Source organism: Roseixanthobacter glucoisosaccharinicivorans, from assembly GCF_043195095.2.
Classification (GTDB): Bacteria; Pseudomonadota; Alphaproteobacteria; order Rhizobiales; family Xanthobacteraceae; genus NCEH01.
The window spans coordinates 3,770,954-3,790,084 of the sequence record NZ_CM195538.1; the positions used below are offsets into that span (position 1 = coordinate 3,770,954).

19 protein-coding genes are annotated in these 19,131 nt (G+C 68.3%); 10 read left to right on the plus strand and 9 right to left on the minus strand.

Features of this window, described 5'->3' with window-relative positions:
- Window positions 1-62 precede the first annotated feature (62 nt).
- Both V5F78_RS17440 and V5F78_RS17445 read left to right on the plus strand, forming a co-directional pair.
- Window positions 63-722 carry a TetR/AcrR family transcriptional regulator gene (locus tag V5F78_RS17440; protein WP_394067497.1) on the plus strand — a complete coding sequence of 220 codons (660 nt, stop codon included), beginning with the start codon at window positions 63-65 and terminating at the stop codon, window positions 720-722.
- 148 nt (window positions 723-870) lie between these two features.
- Window positions 871-1,899 (plus strand): LLM class flavin-dependent oxidoreductase, encoded by a 1,029-nt coding sequence (locus V5F78_RS17445; protein ID WP_394067499.1) that lies wholly within the window; start codon window positions 871-873, stop codon window positions 1,897-1,899.
- A 446-nt stretch (window positions 1,900-2,345) separates the two neighbouring features.
- Here V5F78_RS17445 and ppdK read toward each other — a convergent pair whose 3' ends face one another.
- Window positions 2,346-5,024, minus strand: coding sequence for a pyruvate, phosphate dikinase (gene ppdK / locus V5F78_RS17450; RefSeq protein WP_394067500.1), 2,679 nt, complete (start codon window positions 5,022-5,024; stop codon window positions 2,346-2,348).
- A gap of 106 nt (window positions 5,025-5,130) precedes the next feature.
- The gene (locus tag V5F78_RS17455) at window positions 5,131-5,271 is read right to left on the minus strand and encodes a DUF3096 domain-containing protein (RefSeq protein ID WP_394067502.1); all 141 of its coding nucleotides are present in this window, start codon (window positions 5,269-5,271) and stop codon (window positions 5,131-5,133) included.
- Window positions 5,272-5,472: 201 nt separating this feature from the next.
- On the opposite strand from V5F78_RS17455, the gene V5F78_RS17460 reads away from it, so the two are divergent.
- Together V5F78_RS17460 and V5F78_RS17465 are read left to right on the plus strand one after the other, a co-directional pair.
- Window positions 5,473-6,312, plus strand: a complete 840-nt coding sequence (locus V5F78_RS17460) for an MBL fold metallo-hydrolase (RefSeq protein WP_394067503.1) — start codon at window positions 5,473-5,475, stop codon at window positions 6,310-6,312.
- A gap of 73 nt (window positions 6,313-6,385) precedes the next feature.
- Window positions 6,386-6,718, plus strand: a complete 333-nt coding sequence (locus V5F78_RS17465) for a hypothetical protein (protein ID WP_394067504.1) — start codon at window positions 6,386-6,388, stop codon at window positions 6,716-6,718.
- A 210-nt stretch (window positions 6,719-6,928) separates the two neighbouring features.
- Here V5F78_RS17465 and V5F78_RS17470 read toward each other — a convergent pair whose 3' ends face one another.
- Complete coding sequence (locus V5F78_RS17470; protein WP_394067506.1) at window positions 6,929-8,725, minus strand: acyl-CoA dehydrogenase family protein; 1,797 nt, start codon at window positions 8,723-8,725, stop codon at window positions 6,929-6,931.
- A gap of 164 nt (window positions 8,726-8,889) precedes the next feature.
- Here V5F78_RS17470 and V5F78_RS17475 point away from each other — a divergent pair, with 164 nt between their 5' ends.
- From V5F78_RS17475 to V5F78_RS17485, 3 genes are all read left to right on the plus strand, one after another.
- Entirely contained in the window at window positions 8,890-9,915 is a 1,026-nt protein-coding gene (locus V5F78_RS17475; RefSeq protein ID WP_394067508.1) for an L-threonylcarbamoyladenylate synthase, read from the plus strand.
- A gap of 1 nt (window position 9,916) precedes the next feature.
- Window positions 9,917-10,378 (plus strand): GNAT family acetyltransferase, encoded by a 462-nt coding sequence (locus tag V5F78_RS17480; RefSeq protein WP_394067510.1) that lies wholly within the window; start codon window positions 9,917-9,919, stop codon window positions 10,376-10,378.
- Between the two features lie 79 nt (window positions 10,379-10,457).
- Entirely contained in the window at window positions 10,458-12,281 is a 1,824-nt protein-coding gene (locus V5F78_RS17485) for a sulfatase family protein (protein WP_394067512.1), read from the plus strand.
- Between the two features lie 68 nt (window positions 12,282-12,349).
- Here the strand turns inward: V5F78_RS17485 and V5F78_RS17490 are convergent, their stop codons facing one another.
- The 3 genes from V5F78_RS17490 to ygfZ all read right to left on the minus strand — a co-directional run bounded on the left by V5F78_RS17490 (window position 12,350) and on the right by ygfZ (window position 14,506).
- Complete coding sequence (locus V5F78_RS17490; protein WP_394067514.1) at window positions 12,350-12,955, minus strand: TetR/AcrR family transcriptional regulator; 606 nt, start codon at window positions 12,953-12,955, stop codon at window positions 12,350-12,352.
- Between the two features lie 112 nt (window positions 12,956-13,067).
- Window positions 13,068-13,658: a DNA-3-methyladenine glycosylase I gene (locus V5F78_RS17495; protein WP_394067516.1), complete on the minus strand. Its 591-nt coding sequence runs from the start codon at window positions 13,656-13,658 to the stop codon at window positions 13,068-13,070.
- A complete protein-coding gene (gene ygfZ, locus V5F78_RS17500) occupies window positions 13,655-14,506 on the minus strand; it encodes a CAF17-like 4Fe-4S cluster assembly/insertion protein YgfZ (protein ID WP_394067517.1) in 852 nt (283 codons plus the stop codon). Before ygfZ ends, V5F78_RS17495 begins: the two co-directional genes overlap by 4 nt.
- Window positions 14,507-14,617: 111 nt before the next feature.
- On the opposite strand from ygfZ, the gene V5F78_RS17505 reads away from it, so the two are divergent.
- Window positions 14,618-15,958, plus strand: a complete 1,341-nt coding sequence (locus V5F78_RS17505; RefSeq protein WP_394067518.1) for a dihydroorotase — start codon at window positions 14,618-14,620, stop codon at window positions 15,956-15,958.
- Window positions 15,959-16,497: 539 nt separating this feature from the next.
- Here the strand turns inward: V5F78_RS17505 and V5F78_RS17510 are convergent.
- The 3 genes from V5F78_RS17510 to V5F78_RS17520 all read right to left on the minus strand — a co-directional run bounded on the left by V5F78_RS17510 (window position 16,498) and on the right by V5F78_RS17520 (window position 17,825).
- On the minus strand, window positions 16,498-16,761 hold the full coding sequence (locus V5F78_RS17510; protein ID WP_348844033.1) for a hypothetical protein: 264 nt from the start codon (window positions 16,759-16,761) through the stop codon (window positions 16,498-16,500).
- A 126-nt stretch (window positions 16,762-16,887) separates the two neighbouring features.
- Window positions 16,888-17,292, minus strand: a complete 405-nt coding sequence (locus tag V5F78_RS17515) for a TIGR02301 family protein (RefSeq protein ID WP_394067520.1) — start codon at window positions 17,290-17,292, stop codon at window positions 16,888-16,890.
- Window positions 17,293-17,339: 47 nt separating this feature from the next.
- Window positions 17,340-17,825: an NUDIX hydrolase gene (locus tag V5F78_RS17520; RefSeq protein WP_394067521.1), complete on the minus strand. Its 486-nt coding sequence runs from the start codon at window positions 17,823-17,825 to the stop codon at window positions 17,340-17,342.
- A gap of 61 nt (window positions 17,826-17,886) precedes the next feature.
- Here V5F78_RS17520 and V5F78_RS17525 point away from each other — a divergent pair, with 61 nt between their 5' ends.
- Together V5F78_RS17525 and V5F78_RS17530 are read left to right on the plus strand one after the other, a co-directional pair.
- Entirely contained in the window at window positions 17,887-18,525 is a 639-nt protein-coding gene (locus V5F78_RS17525; protein WP_394067522.1) for an HD domain-containing protein, read from the plus strand.
- Complete coding sequence (locus V5F78_RS17530) at window positions 18,522-19,028, plus strand: tyrosine phosphatase family protein (RefSeq protein ID WP_394067524.1); 507 nt, start codon at window positions 18,522-18,524, stop codon at window positions 19,026-19,028. The genes V5F78_RS17525 and V5F78_RS17530 overlap by 4 nt, the downstream gene beginning before the upstream one ends.
- Window positions 19,029-19,131: the final 103 nt, after the last annotated feature.

Below are 19,131 nucleotides of genomic sequence, written 5' to 3' on the forward strand. Positions count from 1 at the left end.
TATTTGCAAAGGGGGTAAATTTATCAGATGAGGCCCGCCGCCCGATGTGCGATGAGCAAGGGATGAGCGATCCGCTTCCCGCCGTGCCGCGTGTTCCGGCGCCTGTGTCGTCTCCCGAGGGCAAAGCCGCCGAAGGCACGCCCACCGGGGGCCTGCGCGCGCGCAAACGCCGTGAAACCCTCGCCCGCATCGCGGAGGCGGGGCTTCGCCTGTTCGTGGCGCAGGGCTTCGAGGCCACCACGCTCGATGCCATCGCCGATGCCGCCGGCATCTCGCGCCGCACGTTCTTTCATTATTTCGACAGCAAGGAAGCCATCCTGCTGGCCTGGGAGGCGGGCGTCGACGACCTGTTCCTCGCCGCCTTCGCCGCCCAGCCGGAGGCGGAGACACCGCTTGAAACCGTTCGGCTCGCGCTGGAGGCGGTGATCGCCCGCTATGAGAGCGACCAGGCCATCGCGATCGACAGGCTGCTCCGCTCCACCGAGGCGCTGCGCGCGCGCAAACAGGGGAAATACGAGCGCCAGGAGCGCACGCTGCATGCCGCGCTCATGGCCCGCTGGCCCGATCCCGCGCGCGCCGGGGCCCTGCGCATGGTCGCCATGGTCAGTATCGGCGCGTTGCGCCTGGCGGCAGAAGCCTGGAGCGCGAGCGGCGGGCAGCGCCCCATGGTCGACCATCTGCGCGAGGCTTTCGCGCAGATGCGGAGCGAACTCAGCGCCTGAGCGCTGGCCTGCCCAGCGTCGATGTGGATGCGCCCGGCCTCGTCGCAAGCGGCGCGGGCAAGGGTGCAAATGCGCCTTGCACTGGGGCAAGGCAGGCCGCGCGCGAACTCTGATATGAAGCTGCAAAGTCTTATCGGAGCTTTCTCCCGTGCCCCATCTTGAACTCGGCCTCGACACGTTCGGCGACGTCACCCGCGTGTCTGACGGCACCCTGACGCCCCATGCCCAGGTGCTCCGCGAAGTTGTCGCCCAAGCGGTGCTGGCGGATAGCGTCGGCGTGGATTTCATCGGCCTTGGCGAACATCACCGGGCGGATTTCGCCATTTCCGCGCCGGACGTGGTGCTGGCGGCAATCGCCGGCCAGACCTCCCGCATCCATCTCGGCTCGGCGGTCACCGTGCTCTCCTCCGACGATCCGATCCGCGTGTTCCAGCGCTTCTCCACCTTGGATGCGGTCTCGAACGGCCGCGCCGAGGTGATTCTCGGGCGCGGCTCGTTCACCGAGAGCTTCCCGCTGTTCGGCTTTCCCATGAACCAATACGAGACCCTGTTCTCGGAAAAGCTGGACCTGTTCGCCGCGCTGCTCGTCAACCAGCCGGTCACCTGGCAGGGCACGCACCGCACCGCGCTGAAGGACCAAGCGGTATTTCCGCCGATCGAGCACGGCACGCTGAAGACCTGGATCGGGGTCGGCGGCACGCCGGAATCGGTGGTGCGGGCCGCACGCTACGGCCTGCCGCTGATGCTCGCCATCATCGGCGGCGATCCCAAGCGCTTCCGTCCCTATGTGGATCTCTACCATCGCGCGCTGGCGCAGCTCGGCAAGGAGACGCTGCCCATCGGCGCCCATTCCCCCGGCTATGTGGCCGACACGGACGAACAGGCGCGGGAAGAATTGTTCGGCGATTACAAGCAAATGCGCGACCGCATCGGGGCGGAGCGCGGCTGGTCGCCCATGGGGCGGGACGAGTTCGAGCACGAGATCGACCACGGCTCGCTTTATGTGGGCAGCCCTGAGACCGTCGCCCGCAAGATCGCCTCAACGGCGAAGGCCCTCGGCCTCGACCGGTTCGACCTGAAATATTCCGCCGGCCCCATTCCCCATGACCGGCTGATGCGCTGCATCGAGCTGTACGGCACGAAGGTCATTCCCATGGTCCGGGATCTGCTGGCCTGAGGCGGGGCGCGCGAGACCCGCTCGCATCCTGGAACCTGCCATTTGCAACTTTAAGGCAGGAAGCACCGAAAATGCCCGCGCCCTTGATCCCGATCAAGGGCGCCGAACGTCATCTGCGGTTCCATCTGAAGCGTTGCGGGTGGTGCAGTCGTGCCGCCGTGGCGCCAGGGCGCCGCGCGTCATCCCCCCAGGCGAGGTTACGGCTCCTCCTAACGCCCGCGACATCTCCCGGCCGGTGCTCTCGTCAGCCGGGAGAACTTGCGGATGGCTCGGGATGGGCCATCCGCGTCTCTTTCCCCAGCGGATGTGCGCACCGCACGGCCGGCACAGATGGCTGCGACGCTTCGGCGGGTCGCTGGATGGGGTCGCTTGGCGGGCCGGCGAAAAAGAAAAGGCGGGCCGAAGCCCGCCTTCCATATCCAAGCCGTGCAGGGCCGTGCGGGCGATCACGCCTGGCTGGCGGCCTTCTTGCCGAGCGCCGCCTGCGCCGCCGCGAGGCGGGCGATGGGGACGCGGAACGGCGAGCAGGATACGTAATCCAGCCCCACCTCTTCACAGAAGGCGACCGAGGCCGGATCGCCACCATGCTCGCCGCAGATGCCGAGCTTGATGTCCGGGCGCGACTTGCGCCCGCGCTCGACACCGATCTTCACCAATTCGCCCACACCCTCCACGTCGATGGAGACGAACGGATCCACCTCGATGATGCCCTTCTGGACGTAGGGACCAAGGAAGGTGCCCGCGTCGTCGCGCGAGACGCCGTAGCAGGTCTGGGTGAGGTCGTTGGTGCCGAAGGAGAAGAATTCCGCCGTCTCGGCGATCTCCTCGGCACGCAGCGCCGCGCGCGGCAGCTCGATCATGGTGCCCACCTGGAAGGTGAGCTTTGCACCGGTCTCCGCCTCGACCGCCTTGGCGGTCTTCTGGATCACGGCGTTGACGATGTCGAACTCGGCCTTGGTGGCGATCAGCGGCACCATGACTTCCGGCACCACGGCTTCGCCGGTGGTCTTGGCGGCGATCACCGCCGCCTCGAAGATGGCGCGCGCCTGCATTTCCGCGATTTCCGGGAAGGCGATGGCGATGCGGCAGCCGCGGAAGCCGAGCATGGGGTTGACCTCATGCAGCTCCTTCTGGCGACGCTCGATGCGCTCCACATCCACATTGAGGCTCTTGGCGACTTCCGCCACCTCCTCGTCGGTGTGGGGCAGGAACTCATGCAGCGGCGGGTCGAGCAGGCGGATCGTGACGGGCAGGCCCTTCATGATCTCGAACAGCTCGACGAAATCCGCCCGCTGCATGGGCAGCAGCTTGGCGAGCGCGGAGCGGCGGCCGGCTTCGTCGTCGGCGAGGATCATCTCGCGCACGGCCAGGATGCGGCCGGCATCGAAGAACATATGCTCGGTGCGCGACAGGCCGATACCTTCCGCGCCGAACGAGCGGGCCATGCGGGCGTCGAGCGGGGTTTCCGCATTGGCGCGGATCTTCAGGCGGCGCACCTTGTCGGCCCAGCCCATGAGGGTCGCGAACTCGCCCGACAATTCCGGCTGCAGCATCGCCACCTCGCCCGCCAGCACCTGGCCGGTGGAGCCGTCGATGGTGAGGATGTCACCCTTCTTGAAGGTCTGGCCGGAAACGGTGAGCGTCTGCGCCGCGTAATCAATGCGCAGCGAGCCGGCACCGGAAACGCAGGGCTTGCCCATGCCGCGCGCGACCACCGCCGCGTGCGAGGTCATGCCGCCGCGCGAGGTGAGGATACCTTCGGCGGCGTGCATGCCGTGGATGTCTTCCGGCGAGGTTTCCACCCGCACCAGGATGACCTTGCGGCCCTGCTCCTTCATGGCTTCCGCCTCGTCGGCGGAGAACACGATGGCACCGGAGGCGGCGCCGGGCGATGCCGGCAGGCCGCTCGCCACCACCTTGCGCTCGGCCTTGGGGTCGATGGCCGGGTGCAGCAGCTGGTCGAGGGAGGCGGGATCGACGCGGGCGACCGCCTCTTCCTGGGTGATCAGCCCTTCGGCCGCCAGTTCCACCGCGATGCGCAGCGCCGCCTTGGCGGTGCGCTTGCCGGAGCGCGTCTGGAGCATCCAGAGCTTGCCCTTCTCGACGGTGAACTCCAGGTCCTGCATGTCGCGGTAATGGGTCTCGAGCACCTTGGAGATGCGCTCGAATTCCTTGAACGCCTCGGGCAGCGCCAATTCCATGGAGGGCTTTTCCGAGCCGGCTTCCTTGCGCGCCTTCTCGGTGAGGTCCTGCGGGGTGCGGATGCCCGCCACCACGTCCTCGCCCTGCGCATTCACCAGGAATTCGCCATAGAGCGCATGTTCGCCGGTGGAGGGGTTGCGGGTGAAGGCGACGCCCGTGGCCGAGGTCTCGCCCATGTTGCCGAACACCATGGCCTGTACGTTCACGGCCGTGCCCCAGGCCTCGGGGATCGAGTGCAGCCGGCGATAGGTGATGGCGCGCTGGTTCATCCAGGAGCCGAACACGGCGCCGATGGCACCCCAGAGCTGGGCATGCGGGTCCTGCGGGAAGGGGGTTCCCAGCTCCTGCTGCACCTTGGCCTTGTACTGCACCACCAGCGCCGCCCAATCGTCCGCCGAAAGGTCGGTGTCGAGGGTGTGGCCGTGCTTGAGCTTGTAGGATTCCAGCAGGTCTTCGAAATGGTGGTGGTCCACGCCCAGCACCACGTCGGAATACATGGTGATGAAGCGGCGGTAGCTGTCATAGGCGAAGCGCCGGTCGCCGGAGGACTTGGCGACGGCTTCCACGGTCTGATCGTTGAGGCCGAGGTTCAGCACCGTGTCCATCATGCCAGGCATGGAGGCGCGGGCGCCGGAGCGCACGGAGACCAGCAGCGGGTTCTCGGGATCGCCGAAGGTGCGGCCGGTGAGCGCGCCCACGTGAGCGAGGGCGGCGTCCACGTCGGCCTTCAGCTCCGGGGGATAGGTCTCGCCATGCGCGTAATAATAAGTGCAGACCTCGGTCGGAATGGTGAAGCCGGGAGGAACAGGCAGGCCCAGATTGGCCATTTCGGCAAGGTTCGCGCCCTTGCCGCCAAGGAGGTTCCGCATCTCGGCTTTCCCCTCGGCCTTACCATCGCCGAAGGAGTAGACCCATTTCGTCATCTGGAGATCCCTTAGGGTGACGCGCATTTCAAAGAGCGCGGATGCTTTAGCCCGCTCAGCTCTCGCCTTCAACTGCACCCTTAGGCGCAGCTCATCATTTTGCCTTTCAATGCGGCATCAATCCGAGAATTCCGATTGCGATCAGATAGATCGCCACGACCATGTTGAGCAGGCGGGGAAACAGCAAAATCAGGATGCCGGCCACGAGGGCGACGATCGGCTGGATGATCACGAAATCCAAGGTCATGTTCGCACCTCGTTCACGCGCCGCCGCATCGGCAGCGCTCGCGCTAGAAAGACCAGAACCGGGCACCTTGTTCCACCCCTGCTTTCGCGTCGCAGCAAACGGCGGACGCCGCGTCACGCCGGTGTGAAGGCCGGCGGATTGCGGAACTGGCCCTTTGTATGCGGTCATCTGCGGTCACAACCGGCGAAAGGGGCGAGATCCATGCGGCAGATCGCGGCGCTTTTCGGAGCCATTGCGCTCATCGCCTTCCCCATGGGCAACTTGGCGCGTGCCGCCGAGCCGCCGGAAAAATGCCCGCGCATGGTGGCGCAGAATCAGCCCTGGACAACCACGCCGCGCGTGTGGCGCGCCGCCTTCCGGCAGACCGCGCAGGCAAAACCCACGGACGCGGGGCGGCAGGTGCGCCTCACATTCGTCGGCCATTCCACCTTCCTGATCGAGAGCCCGGCGGGCGTGACCATCGCCACCGATTATAATGATTATGTCCGTCCCGCCGTCGTGCCGATGATCGCCACCATGAACCGGGCGCACGATACCCACTATACGAACCATCCCGATCCCGGCATCGCCTATGTGCTGCGCGGCTGGGGCGAGAACGGCCAGCCGGCGCATTACGACCTCACCGTCGAGGACGTGTGGATCCGCAACGTGCCCACCAACATCCGCCACGGCGCGGGCACCGATTACGACGCCAATTCCATGTTCGTGTTCGAGGTGGCGGGCCTTTGCATCGCCCATCTCGGGCACCTGCACCACGTCCTGACCCCCGACCATCTGGAAGCGCTCGGGCGTATCGACGTGGTGCTGGCGCCGGTGGATGGCTCCTACACGCTCGATATCGAGGGGATGAAGGAGACTCTGAAGGCGATCAACGCGCCGCTGGTGATCCCCATGCACTATTTCAGCGCATGGGGATTGGACAATTTCCTCTCCCGCCTGGGCAATGACTATGCGATCACCCGCCAGGCCTCGCCCAGCGTGATACTGTCGCGCGAGACCTTGCCGGCGAAGCCCACGGTGCTGGTGCTGCCGGGGCGATAGACGCGCGCGTTACAATGAACATGCGGCGGTGAACGCGACGGTTCCGTGCGCACCGCACCTGCAGGACGATCAGATGATCTATGTCTCCATCACCGGATTGAAGCTGAAATCGGCCTGGCGCGCGCCCGCCTTCTGGTGGCACGCCATTCGGTCCCTCGCTCAGGCGAACGGAGCCGCCGGCAACATCAGCGTCGAAGCGCGTCGGATCAACGGCATCCACCACACCCTCTCGGTCTGGCAGGACGAAGCCGCCATGCGCGCTTATCTGACGAACGGCGCCCATCTTGCCGCCCTGCGCGCCTTTCGCGCGATCGCGACCGGCAAGACCTGCGGCTTCGAGACCGATCACCGCCCGTCCTGGGATGCGGTTCACGGCATCTGGATGACCCGGGGGCGGGAAGTTTAGGACCGATCGACGGCACCGCTGGCACCGGCTCTTCAAGGCCTGCACGTTCGGCCCGGCGTGGATGGCCGGGACGCGCCCGGCCATGACGACCGATGAGAAAAAGACAGTCGCGCGCACCAGACCGCGCCCACCCAACGTCAGGCGCCTTGACGAGGCACCTCACCGCTGAATCTCGAGCGGTCCTACCCCCCGAGCCCAACCCGCTTCGCCTCACAGCACCAGCGCCGCCTCGCTCTGAAGCACCGCCTCGCCGCCGGTGACCACCGCCGCCTCCAGGCTCTGCGCCTGCGGGCACAGGTCCTCGGCGAAGAAGCGCGCCACCAGCACGCGCCGGGCATGGCGTGGATCGCTCTCGCCGGCCGCGATGGCGGCATGGGCGGCAAGGGCAGTGCGCGCCAGATAAGCGCCGCCGGCGGCGCGGGCGAACAGGCGCAGATAGGGCGTCGCACCCGCCAGGACGTTGGCGGATTGTTCGTCGGACAGCCAATCCAGCATCACCCGCGTGGCGCGGCCGAGCGCATCCACGGCAGCGGCGAGCTGTTCGCCGGCGCGGCCGAATTCCGGCGCGTTCAAGGCTGCCACCGCTTCCGCGACCGCGCGATAATCGGCGATCAGCTTCGCCACCACGTCGCCGCCCTGCTGGGTCAGCTTGCGGGTGACGAGGTCGATCGCCTGGATGCCGTTGGTGCCCTCATAGATGGCGAAGATGCGGGCATCGCGCAGATGCTGGGCGGCGCCCGTCTCCTCGATATAGCCCATGCCGCCGTGCACCTGCACGCCGGTGGAGGCGACCTCGATGCCCATGTCGGTGGAGAAGGCCTTGGCCACCGGGGTCAACAGGCTTGCTTCGGCCGTCGCCGCCGCCTTGGCGGTGGGGTCGTCGGTGCGCCGCGCGCGGTCGAGCGCGTCCGCCGTCATCAGGCAGATGGCGCGCGCCGCATCGGTCTCCGCCCGCATGGTGAGCAGCATGCGCTTCACGTCGGGATGGGCGATGATCGGCGCCATGCCTTCGCCGGACCAGCTCTGCGCCTTGCCCTGCCGGCGCTCCTGGGCAAAGGCGATGGCGCGCTGGGTGGCGCGCTCGGCCACCGCCACGCCCTGGATGCCCACCGCGAGGCGGGCGTTGTTCATCATGGTGAACATGCAGGCGAGGCCGCGATTTTCCTCGCCCACGAGATAGCCGACCGCCCCCTCGCCCGTGTCGCCGAACACCATGGTGCAGGTGGGCGAACCGTGCAGGCCGAGCTTGTGCTCCAGGCCGACGCATTTCACATCGTTGCGCGCGCCGAGCGTTCCGTCGGCATTCACCAGCACTTTCGGCACCACGAACAGCGAGATGCCGCGCGTGCCGGCGGGCGCGTCGGGCAGGCGCGCCAGCACCAGATGAACGATGTTCTCGGCGATGTCGTGCTCGCCGTAGGAGATGAAGATCTTCGTGCCGAAGATGCGATAGCTGCCATCGGCCGCCCGCTCGGCCCGCGCGCGCAGGGCCGCGAGGTCAGAACCGGCCTGCGGCTCGGTAAGGTTCATGGTGCCGGTCCAGGTGCCCGAGACCAGCTTTTCCAGAAAGAGCCCCTGCAAGGCCGTGGAGCCGTGGGTGGTCAGCGCCTCGATGGCGCCCATGGTCAGCACCGGGCCGATGCCGAAGGCGGGAGAGGCGCTGTTCCAGAATTCGTTGAGCGCCGAGGTCACGACGCTCGGCAGATGCTGGCCGCCGAACTTCTCCTCGGCCGCCACCGCATTCCAGCCGGCCTGCGTCCACGCCGCATAGGCCTCGCGCCAGCCGGGGGCGGTGGTAACCGCGCCGTCCTTCAGCACATTGCCCTTGGTGTCGCCCACCCGGTCCAGCGGCTCGATGACCGCGGCGGCGAACTTACCGGCTTCCTCCAGCACGCTGTCGATGAGGTCGAAGGAGAGGTCCACCTCGCCCTGGTCGATGAGGTGGGGAAGGGAGGTGCAGTGCTTGAGGAAGAAGGACACATCCTCCACGGGCGCACGATAGGGCATCATCACCTCCGAAACCTGTTGCGGCGCCACATGCGCCTTGACCGCCCGCACATGCCGGCCTTAAGCCGTGCGGCGAACGTTGGGCACCAATTCGGCGCCTCGACGATCCCCCGTCAAGACCCGGTCCTACCCGCTTTCGTCGTAGGGACCGTGGAGCAGCACCCATGACCGCCACCGGCTTCGCCCCGAAACGCACGCAGATGCTCGACGCCACGGGATCGGGCGCGGCTGAGGCGGCGGAGGCGGCACGCGTGCTGCGGGCGGGAGGCGTCGTCGCCTTCCCCACCGAGACCGTCTATGGCCTCGGCGCCGACGCCGGCAATGCCCAGGCGGTGGCGCAGGTCTATGCCGCCAAGGGCCGCCCCGCCTTCAATCCCCTCATCTCCCACGTGCCCGACAGCGCGGCGGCGGAGCGGCTGGGCGTGTTCTCCCCGGCCGCGCAGGCGCTCGCCGCCGCCTTCTGGCCGGGACCGCTGACGCTGGTGGTGCCCTATCGCGACACCGGCGCGGTCTGCGATCTCGCGCGCGCCGGCCTGCCCACCATCGCGCTGCGGGTGCCGGCGCACGAGACCACCCTCGCCATGCTGCGTGCCGCCGGCGTGCCGGTGGTGGGGCCGAGCGCCAATCTCTCCGGCCATGTCTCGCCCACCGACGCGGCCCATGTGCGCGCCGATCTCGACGGGCGCATCGACGCCATTCTCGATGCCGGACCGACGACGGTGGGCGTTGAATCCACCATCGTCGATTGCACCGGCGCCCATCCCGCTTTGCTGCGGCCCGGCGGCCTCTCGCGCGGCGCCATCGCGGCGGTGCTGGGCGTCGCTTTGCCCGATGCCGCCCATGACGAGGCCGAGCGACCTTCCGCGCCGGGCCGCCTCGCCTCCCATTACGCCCCGCACGCCCCGGTGCGGCTCGACGCGCGCGAGGTGAAGGCGGGCGAGGCGCTTTTGACCTTCGCCGGCGCCCGCCCGCCCGGCGCGGACCACGCCGTGGCGATTTTCGATCTCAGCCCGGCGGGCGATGTGGTGGAAGCCGCCGCGCGGCTTTACGGCGCGCTGCGCCATCTCGACAACCTTCGCGCCCAAGGCATCGCCGTGGTACCCCTGCCGCGCGACGGCCTCGGGGAAGCCATCGCCGACCGGCTCGGCCGCGCCGCCGCCCCGCGCCCGCTCTCCTTCGAGGACGATTGACATGGCCGATACCGCAGAGACGCTCCGCGCGAACGTGCACGCCCTTCCCATCGGCCACATGCGCGACGACGATGTGGACGCCCTGGTCGCGCTGTGGGAACGCGCCGGCCTGGTGCGCCCCTGGAACGATCCGCGCGCCGACATCGCGCTCGCCCGGCGCGGACCCCATTCCACCATTCTCGTGGCGCGCGACGCGGCCGGCGCGGTGGTGGGCTCGGTGATGGTGGGGCACGACGGCCACCGGGGCTGGATCTATTATCTCGCCGTTGAGCCCGCGCGCGCCCGCCAGGGCCTCGGCCGCGCGCTCTCCCAGACCGCCGAGGATTGGCTCAAGGCGCGCGGCGTGCCCAAGCTGATGCTGCTGGTGCGGCCGGAAAACGAGCAGGTGCGCGCTTTCTACGCCGCCAGCGGCTATATCGAGGAGCCGCGCATCATCTTCACCAAGCGGCTCGACGGAAAATAGCCGGCCCGCCCCTTCCCGCCCGGCTCAAGGTGCGGCATGCTCCGCCCGGCAAAACCAAGGCGGACGCCGGGAGGGGCACGTGGCCGAGGATCCGACATCCCCATCACCGGCTTCGGGCGACGACACCCGCCCGCAAAATCCCGCCCGCCGCCTTCTGGTGGGCAGCGGCGCGGCCTTGCTCGGCGCCCATCTCCTGCCCGATCTCGCGGCCGCCCAGCCGGCCAAGGCGGCGTCCCGCCCGGCGGTGACGGTGGCGCCTGATCGCCCGCCGGCGGGCTACAATATTCTCTTCATCCTGGTGGACCAGGAGCATTATTTCGAGAAATGGCCGTTCCCGGTGCCGGCGCGCGAATGGCTGAAGGCGAACGGCATTTCGTTCGCGAACCATCAGGCGGCCTCCTGCGTGTGCTCGCCGGCGCGCTCGACCATCTATACCGGCCTGCACATTCCCCATACCGGCGTGTTCGACAATGCCAATTCCCCTTGGCAGGCGGACATGGCGACCAGCATCAAGACCATCGGCCATCGCCTGGCGCAGCTCGGCTATCATGCCGCCTATCAGGGCAAGTGGCACCTCTCCTACAATCTCGACCAGGCCAAGCACGCCGACGAGGCGCCCATGGCCGAATATCGCAAGACCATGGAGACCTACGGCTTCCAGGATTTCTTCGGGTTCGGCGACATCACCGACACCACGCTCGGCGGTTATGATTACGATGCCACCACCTCCGCCTTCGTGGAGCGCTGGATGCGCACCAAGGGCCTGAAGCTGAAGGAAGCCGGGACGCCCTGGTACCTGGCGGTCAATTTCGTCAATCCGCACGACGTCATGTATGTGAATTCCGACCTGCCGGGCGAAACCGTGCAGGGCAAGAAATCCGCCATGGCCATCGCCCGGCCGCCCGAGGACGATCTTTATGCCGCCAAGTGGGACGCGCCGCTGCCGTCCACCCGCAGCCAGCCCTTCGACGCGCCCGGCCGCCCACCGGCACACCTGATCTATCAGGACGTGCAGGACACGCTGGTCGGCGCATGGCCCGACGAGGACCGGCGCTGGCGGGTGCTGCGGGATTATTATTTCAACTGCATCCGCGACTGCGACCGGCAGGTGGACGCGGTGCTGACCGCCCTGCGCCAGACCGGCATGGACGAGAACACCATCATCGTCTTCACCGCTGATCACGGCGAACTGGGCGGCGCGCACCAGATGCGCGGCAAGGGCAATTCCACCTATCGCGAGCAGAACCATCTGCCGCTGATCGTGTTGCATCCCGCCTATCCCGGCGGCACCACCTGCCAGGCCGTCACCTCCCAGGTGGACCTCACGCCGACCCTGCTCGCCCTCACGGGGCTGCCGCAGGACCAGTTGAAGGCCGCGGGCGCGGGCTTGGCGGGGCGGGATTTCTCGCCCTTGCTCAAGACCCCGGCCAAGGCGGCGGCCGATACGCTGCGGCCGGGCGCGCTGTTCTGCTACGACATGCTCCTGTTCCAGGATGCGAAATGGATCACCCGCATGGAGGCGATCACCCGTTCGCCCAATGTCACGATCGCGCAGAAGCGCGCGTGGCTGCAGCAATACGAGCCGGATTTCGCCCAGCGCTGCGCCATCCGCAGCCTGTTCGACGGGCGCTACCGCTTCTCGCGCTATTTCTCCCCGCTCTCCTTCAATACCCCGGCCGCCTATGAGGACCTTCTCGCCCTCAACGACCTCGAACTCTACGATCTTCGCGAGGACCCGGAGGAGAAGCGCAACCTCGCCCACCAGGGCGCGAACCGCGATCTCGTGATGGCGATGAACACCAAGCTGAACGCCCGCATCGCCGAGGAAGTGGGCCGCGACGACGGCAGCTTTCTGCCCCTGAAGGACGGCAAATGGGTGCTGCCGAGCGCGGATCAGCGGTAGCCCATTTTTGAGCGACGGGACCGCCGGCGCGCGTGACGATGCGCGACGCCCCAATGCCCTTGAGCATTTCAGCGTTTCCGTGAAACGGCGAAATGCTCGAGCGACAAGGGCTTGGAGGAGCGCCGGGCGGCCTTGACGAGGGTGCGCGCGGCGCGCGCCCCGGCGGCGATCAGCGCCTTCTCGCGGCGGATCAGGAACAGGATGAGCGTGCCTTCCAGCACGATCATGAGTTCGGACGCGAGGTCCGCCGAGCCAAGGGCGTGCGCCAATCGCGCTTCGATCGCTTCCTTGTGGGCGCGTGCGACGCGGTTCGCCGGATGGTCCGGCAAATCGGCCATTTCGGTGACGACGCGGGTGAAGCCGGAGCCCATCCAGCCCGGCGCACTGGTCCATTGGGTGAGATCCGCGAAGATCGTGTCGATGCCCTCGAGCGGGTCCGCCTCCAGGGCCGCGATCCAGCGCGCGATGCGCGGCAGGGAGAGCGCGGCGGCATAGTCCACCACCGCCGTCAGCAGCGCATCCTTGCTCTCGAACGTCTGGTAGAGCGTGCGCTTGGTGAGACCCGCCGCGACGGCGATGGCTTCCATGCCGGTGCGCTTGAAGCCATGGGTGTAGAATTGCGCATAGGCCGCCTCCAGGATGCGGCTGCGGGCGGGACTCTCGGTGCGGGACACGGAACCTCCCGGTCACATGGACTCACCGGAGAGTATACCCATGCCCTCACGTCGCCCGCATGAAGGTGCCGCGCGAAGGCCCCTCCCCGAGACGATCCAGGCCCGCCCGCGCCTATGCCCCGAGATCCGCCCGGTGGCAGTCCACCAGATGATCGTTCACCAGCCCGCACGCCTGCATGGCGGCATAGACGATGGTGGGGCCGACGAATTTGAAGCCGAGCGCCTTCAACTCCTTGGAAAGCTTCACCGAGGCCGGGGTCTGCGCCGGAATGTCGGCGAGCGTCTTCGGCCGGTTCATCTGAACCTCGCCGTCCACCGCGCTCCACATGAGATCGGAGAAGGAGCGCCCGCGCGCCTGCCAGTCCAGATAGGCGCGGGCGGAGAGCACCGCGCCCTCCACCTTGGCGCGGTTGCGCACGATGCCGGCATCCGCCATCAGCGCCTCCACCTTGGCGGAATCATAGCGTGCGATCTTTTCCGGTTCGAAGCCGTCGAAGGCGCGGCGGAAATTGTCGCGCTTGCGCAGAATGGTGATCCAGGCGAGCCCGGCCTGGAAGCCGTCCAGCAGCAGCTTTTCGAACAAGGCCCGGTCGTCGCGCTCGGGCACGCCCCATTCGGTGTCGTGATAGGCGACATAGAGCGGATCAGTGCCGCACCAGGGGCAGCGGCACTTGCCGTCGGCGTGGGGGGTCAGAAGGCTCACGCATCCCCCATCGGGAAGGTCGCCCAGTCCGGCCGGCGCAAGGTGATCTCGACCCCGCCCGCCACCAAGGGCAAGCCGGCGGCGCTGGCATCGGCCGCGCGGTCGAGCCGCACCAGGGCGATGCCGTGGCCCCGCGCGGAAGAGCCGATATGGCCCACGGTCTTCTCGCCGGCGCGAATCTCCGAGCCCTCCTCCGGGGCGAATTCGAACAGCGCCTGCACGGACCGGGTGCGCGCGGTGCCGCGATGCTGCATGCGGCTCACCACTTCCTGGCCCACATAGCAGCCCTTCTTGAAATCCACCCCGCCGAGCTGGTCCATGTCCGCCTCGTGGGGGAAGGCGTCGCCATAGGTAAAGTCCAGGCCGCCCTGCGGAATGCCGAGCGCGATGCGGTGGGCGTGATAGGCGCTGGCATCGCCGTCCAGCGCCTCGGCCTCGGCGCGCGGCAGCACGAGGCGCTCGCCGAGCGCCGGCAGGCGCGGATCTGTGAACGCCTGCGCGGAAGCGGGCGCGGCCGGCGCATCTTCACCGAAGCGTGCCGCCACAGCGAGATCCTCGTCCAGGGTGAACTCCGCCTTCGCCCGCAGCAGATACATTTTCAGGCGCTTGAGCAGGTCGTCCTTCAGCGCGCGCGGCACGTCCAGCAGGAAGGCTTCCGGCTCGCCGGCCGGCGCATAGAGGAAGAAATCGGCGATGATCTTGCCTTGCGGCATCAGCAATGCGCCGAAGCGTGCGCCGCCGGTTTCCAGCCCCGCCACGTTGCAGGTGATGAGATTGTGGAGGAACTTGCGCGCGTCCGGACCGCCGACGTGAATCACCGACCGGTCGGCGAGAGGGGCAATCGGCATGGCCATGTCCTTGTCAGATGTTACAGACATACTTAAAGCCGCGCAGCAGCCCCCTCAAGGGCCGGCCCCGTACATTAGAGCCGGCCCCTCCAGATTAGAGCGAGCCCCCACATGGCGGATACCTTCGACTTCATCCTCAAGGGCGGCAGCGTCGTGACCCCGGCGGGCGAAGCGATGCTGGACGTCGGCGTCAGCGAAGGGCGCATCGCCGCCCTCGGCCGCCTCTCGCCGCGCGCGGCGGGCGAAACCATCGACTGCACCGGCCTGCACATTCTGCCCGGGGTCATCGACACCCAGGTGCATTTCCGCGAGCCGGGCCTTGAGCAGAAGGAAGATCTGGAAACCGGCTCCCGCGCGGCGGTGATGGGCGGGGTGACCGCCGTGTTCGAGATGCCGAACACCAATCCCCAGACCACGGACGCGGCCGCGTTGGAAGACAAGATCGCCCGCGCGCGCAACCGCATGCATTGCGATTTCGCCTTCTATGTGGGCGGCACCCACGAGAATGTGCGCGACCTGCCGGAGCTGGAGCGCCTGCCGGGCGCGGCCGGGGTGAAGGTGTTCATCGGCTCCTCCACCGGCTCGCTGCTGGTGGCGGACGATCCCGGCGTGCGCGAGATCCTGAAAGTGATCCGCCGCCGCGCCGCCTTCCATTGCGAGGACGAGCCGCGCCTCACCGAGCGCCGGTCCATGCGCATGGTGGGCAATCCGGCCTCGCACCCGATCTGGCGCGACGATGTCGCCGCCCTCATCGCCACCCAGCGCCTCGTGACGCTGGCGCGCGAAGTGGGCGCGCGGGTGCATGTGCTGCATGTCTCGACCGCGCAGGAGATGGAATTTCTCGCGGGCGCGCGCGACGTCGCCTCGGTGGAGGTGACGCCCCATCACCTCACCCTGGCCGCGCCCGAGTGCTACGAGCGGCTCGGCACGCTGGCGCAGATGAACCCGCCGGTGCGCGGCGCGCGCCATCGCGATGCCATCTGGGCGGCGGTGACCGACGGCGTGGTGGACGTGCTCGGCTCCGACCACGCGCCCCACACGCTGGAAGAGAAGGCCAAGACCTATCCCGAAAGCCCCTCGGGCATGACCGGCGTGCAGACCCTGGTGCCGGTGATGCTGGACCATGTGGCGAACGGCAAGCTCTCCTTGCAGCGCTTCGTGGATCTCTCCAGCGCCGGCCCGGCGCGGCTGTTCAACATCGCCTGCAAGGGCCGCATCGTATTGGGCTATGACGCCGACTTCACGGTGGTGGATCTCAAGCGCCGCGCCACCATCACCAATGCCTGGATCGCCTCGCGCGCCCAGTGGACGCCGTATGACGGCAAGGAGGTCACGGGCTGGCCGGTGGGCACCTTCGTGCGCGGCAATAAGGTGATGTGGGAAGGCGAGCTGATCGCCCCCTCGCAGGGCGCCCCGGTGCGGTTTTTGGAGACCCTGCAGCCCGGCGGCTGAGAGCGCACCACGCCGCGCCCTGGGCGCGGCCCCCTCCCTGCCCTCCCCCGCAAGCGGGAGAGGGTTCGCCCCACGCCTATTCGCCCCGCGCTTAACGGATGGAGCGCTCCTCCCTGCCCCCACCAGATCGCCCCCTCTCCCGCTTGCTGGGGAGGGGGCGGGAGAGTGCTGGGGAGGCTTAGCCGGGAAAGCGCTGCGAACTTGGGCGCGTGCCCGTCCCACGCCTATTCGCCCCGCGCTTAACATATGGAGCGCTCCCCCTGCCCCCACCAGATCGCTCCCTCTCCCGCTTGCGGGGGAGGGTTGGGGAGGGGGCAGGAGAGCGATGGGGAAGCTAGCCGAGCAAGCGCTGCGGACTTGGGCGCGTGCCCGTCCCCCGCGCCTATTCGCCCCGCGCTTACGGATGGAGCGCTCCTCCCCGCCCCCGCCAGATCGCCCCCTCTCCCGCTTGCGGGGGAGGGTTGGGGAGGGCGCGGGAGAGCGATGGGGAAGCTAGCCGGGCAAACGCTGCGAACTTGGGCGCGCGCCCGTCCCGCGCCTTACTGGCGCTGGCCGATGATGGTGTATTCGCCCTGGCGGATGCGGCCGGCAAGGCCCTCCACATAGGTGGCGCAGGCTTCCTCGCCATAGACCGCGACCAGCGTGCGCAGGGCCGTGAACAGGGCCGCCTGCACCAGGCAATCCTCATCCAGCCCATCGCGCAGGGCCTCGGTCCAGGCATCGTCCAGATAGCTGAAGGCGACATGGCGCTCGTCCGAGCCCAGTTCGGCGATGTCCTGATGAGGAAGGGTCGTGCTGGACAAGAGAGGCCTCCGCGCCGCGCCCCATGGCCAGGGCGGCACACATACCTACCACGTCCCGGGGCGCTGTCGCGGAACTTCTAAACGAAAGGTTAACCGCCGCACCGGAAGGGACCGCCTGTCCCCCGCTCAATTTCCCCCGAAGCGCACCGCGATGTCGTGGGCGAGCTTGGCGCCTTCGCTCAATTGGCGCTGCACCGCCGCGGCGGCGGCCGGCGTGCAGGCGCGATAGACCTGGGCATAGCTGGAATAGCCCTGGTTGAAGGCCGCGATCAGCTTCGCCCTGCGCTCGTCCGAGGGCTGCTCGGCCTCCAGCAAATCCTGCATCTGCATGCGCCAGCTCTGGCCTTCCGCCGTCATGCCGCACAGCGGCCGCAGATAATGCAGCCCGCCCAGAAGCTCCGCGAGCTTGAGCATGTCGCCCTCATAGGGCGGGGTCGAGCCGTCAGCCGCCCGCGCGACGCCGCCCGCGATGCCCAGCACGGCGGCCAGCACAAGGGCGAACAGGGAACGGCGAAGGGAAAGAGGCGACATGGCGTCACTCGTGCCGCGCGGCGCCCGCGCGGTCAAGATGGCCGCGCTCACGAGCCCGCGTGCGCCAGGGCCTGCGGCTTATCCTCCACCGCCTCCTCGGCGGCCAGAAGCCAGGCGGCGCGATGCACCACGTCGGCGAGACCGTGGGTGGTGGCAAGGCCCGCCACCGCGTCGGGATGGAACCAGCCCACGGCCACCGCCTCGTCGCTCAGCACCGGTTCCCCGGCGCGCCAGCGCGCGGCATGGGCCGCCACCACGAAATGGCTCTTCAGCGTGCCGTCCGCGTCATGGGAGATGAAATCCAGCGCGGCCGCGAGGCCGACGATCTCGGCCTCGACCTGGACTTCCTCCATCACCTCGCGCGCCGCCGCCTGGGCCAGGGTCTCGCCGGGCTCGACCCGGCCTCCGGGCAGGCTCCACAGGCCTTTGCCGGGCGCATAGCCGCGCTGGGCGAGCAGAACCAGCGGGCCGCGAAACACGGCGGCGCTGGCGGCGAGGGTCGGGCGGACGGCATCGGCCATAAGGGAAACCATCGGGTTGTTCCGCGATGCGGGAAGCTTACGCTCTCGGATTCAAAGGAGCACGCGATTCGTCATGGCGGCGATTTCCACCGGCCCCGGAGCCGGCCCCCCCTCGAAGGCGAAAGGCCCGCCGCGCGCGTGGCAGCGCATGCTGTCTGGCCGGCGGCTGGACCTGCTGAACCCCTCGCCCCTCGACATCGAGATCGAGGACATCGCCCATGGCCTGGCCCGCGTGGCCCGCTGGAACGGGCAGACGCGCGGGGCGAACATCTTTTCCGTGGCCCAGCATTCCCTGCTGACCGAGACCCTCGCCCGCCGCGCGGTCGGCGACATTGATGTGCGCTGGCGGCGCGCGGTGCTGCTGCACGATGCGCCCGAATATGTGATCGGCGACATGATCTCGCCCTTCAAGGCCATGATCGGCGGGGATTACAAGGCGGTGGAAGCGCGCCTGCTCGCCGCCATCAGCCTGCGCTTCGGCCTGCCGGCGCAATGGCCGCAGGCCCTGACGCGGATCGTCAAGACCGCCGACCGCGCCTCCGCCTATTTGGAGGCGACCCATCTCGCCGGCTTCGCGGCGGCGGAGGCGCGGGCCTTCTTCGGCCGCCCGATCCACCTCGACGCGGAGGCGGAGAAGGATTATCTCACGCCTTGGCCGGCTGAAACCGCCAAAGAACGGTTCCTCACCCGGTTCGCGGAGCTAACGCCATGATCCATGTGTGCTCCCTCGCAAAGCTGCACGAGACGGTGGAGGCGACCGGCGCGCGCCACATCATCACGCTGGTCGGCCGCGAGACCCTTTTGACGCGTCCCAACAATGTGGACGCCGCGAACCATCTGTTCCTCTCCATCAACGACATCGTCAGCGAGGTCGAGGGCATGGTGACGCCCGGCGAGGCGCATATGCGCGACCTGCTGGACTTCGTGCGCGCCTGGCCGCGCACCGCGCCGCTGGTGATCCATTGCTATGCCGGGGTCTCGCGCTCCACCGCGGCGGCCTATGTGACTTTGTGCGCGCTGCTGCCCCATCGCGACGAGTTCGAACTGGCGGTCCGCCTGCGCTCCGCCTCGCCCACAGCGACGCCCAATGCCAAGATCGTGTCGCTGGGAGATGCCGCGCTCAACCGCAACGGACGGATGATCCGGGCAATTTCCGCCATCGGCCGCGGGCGCGACTGCATGGCCGGCGAGCCGTTCCAGCTGGTGCTCGACTGAGGTTGGTTTCCCGGCCCGGCGGCCCCTTACCCGAACAGGCTCCCTGCCATCCCCCTCACCCCAACCCTCTCCCCACCGGGGAGAGGGGGCATGCGCGGCACGG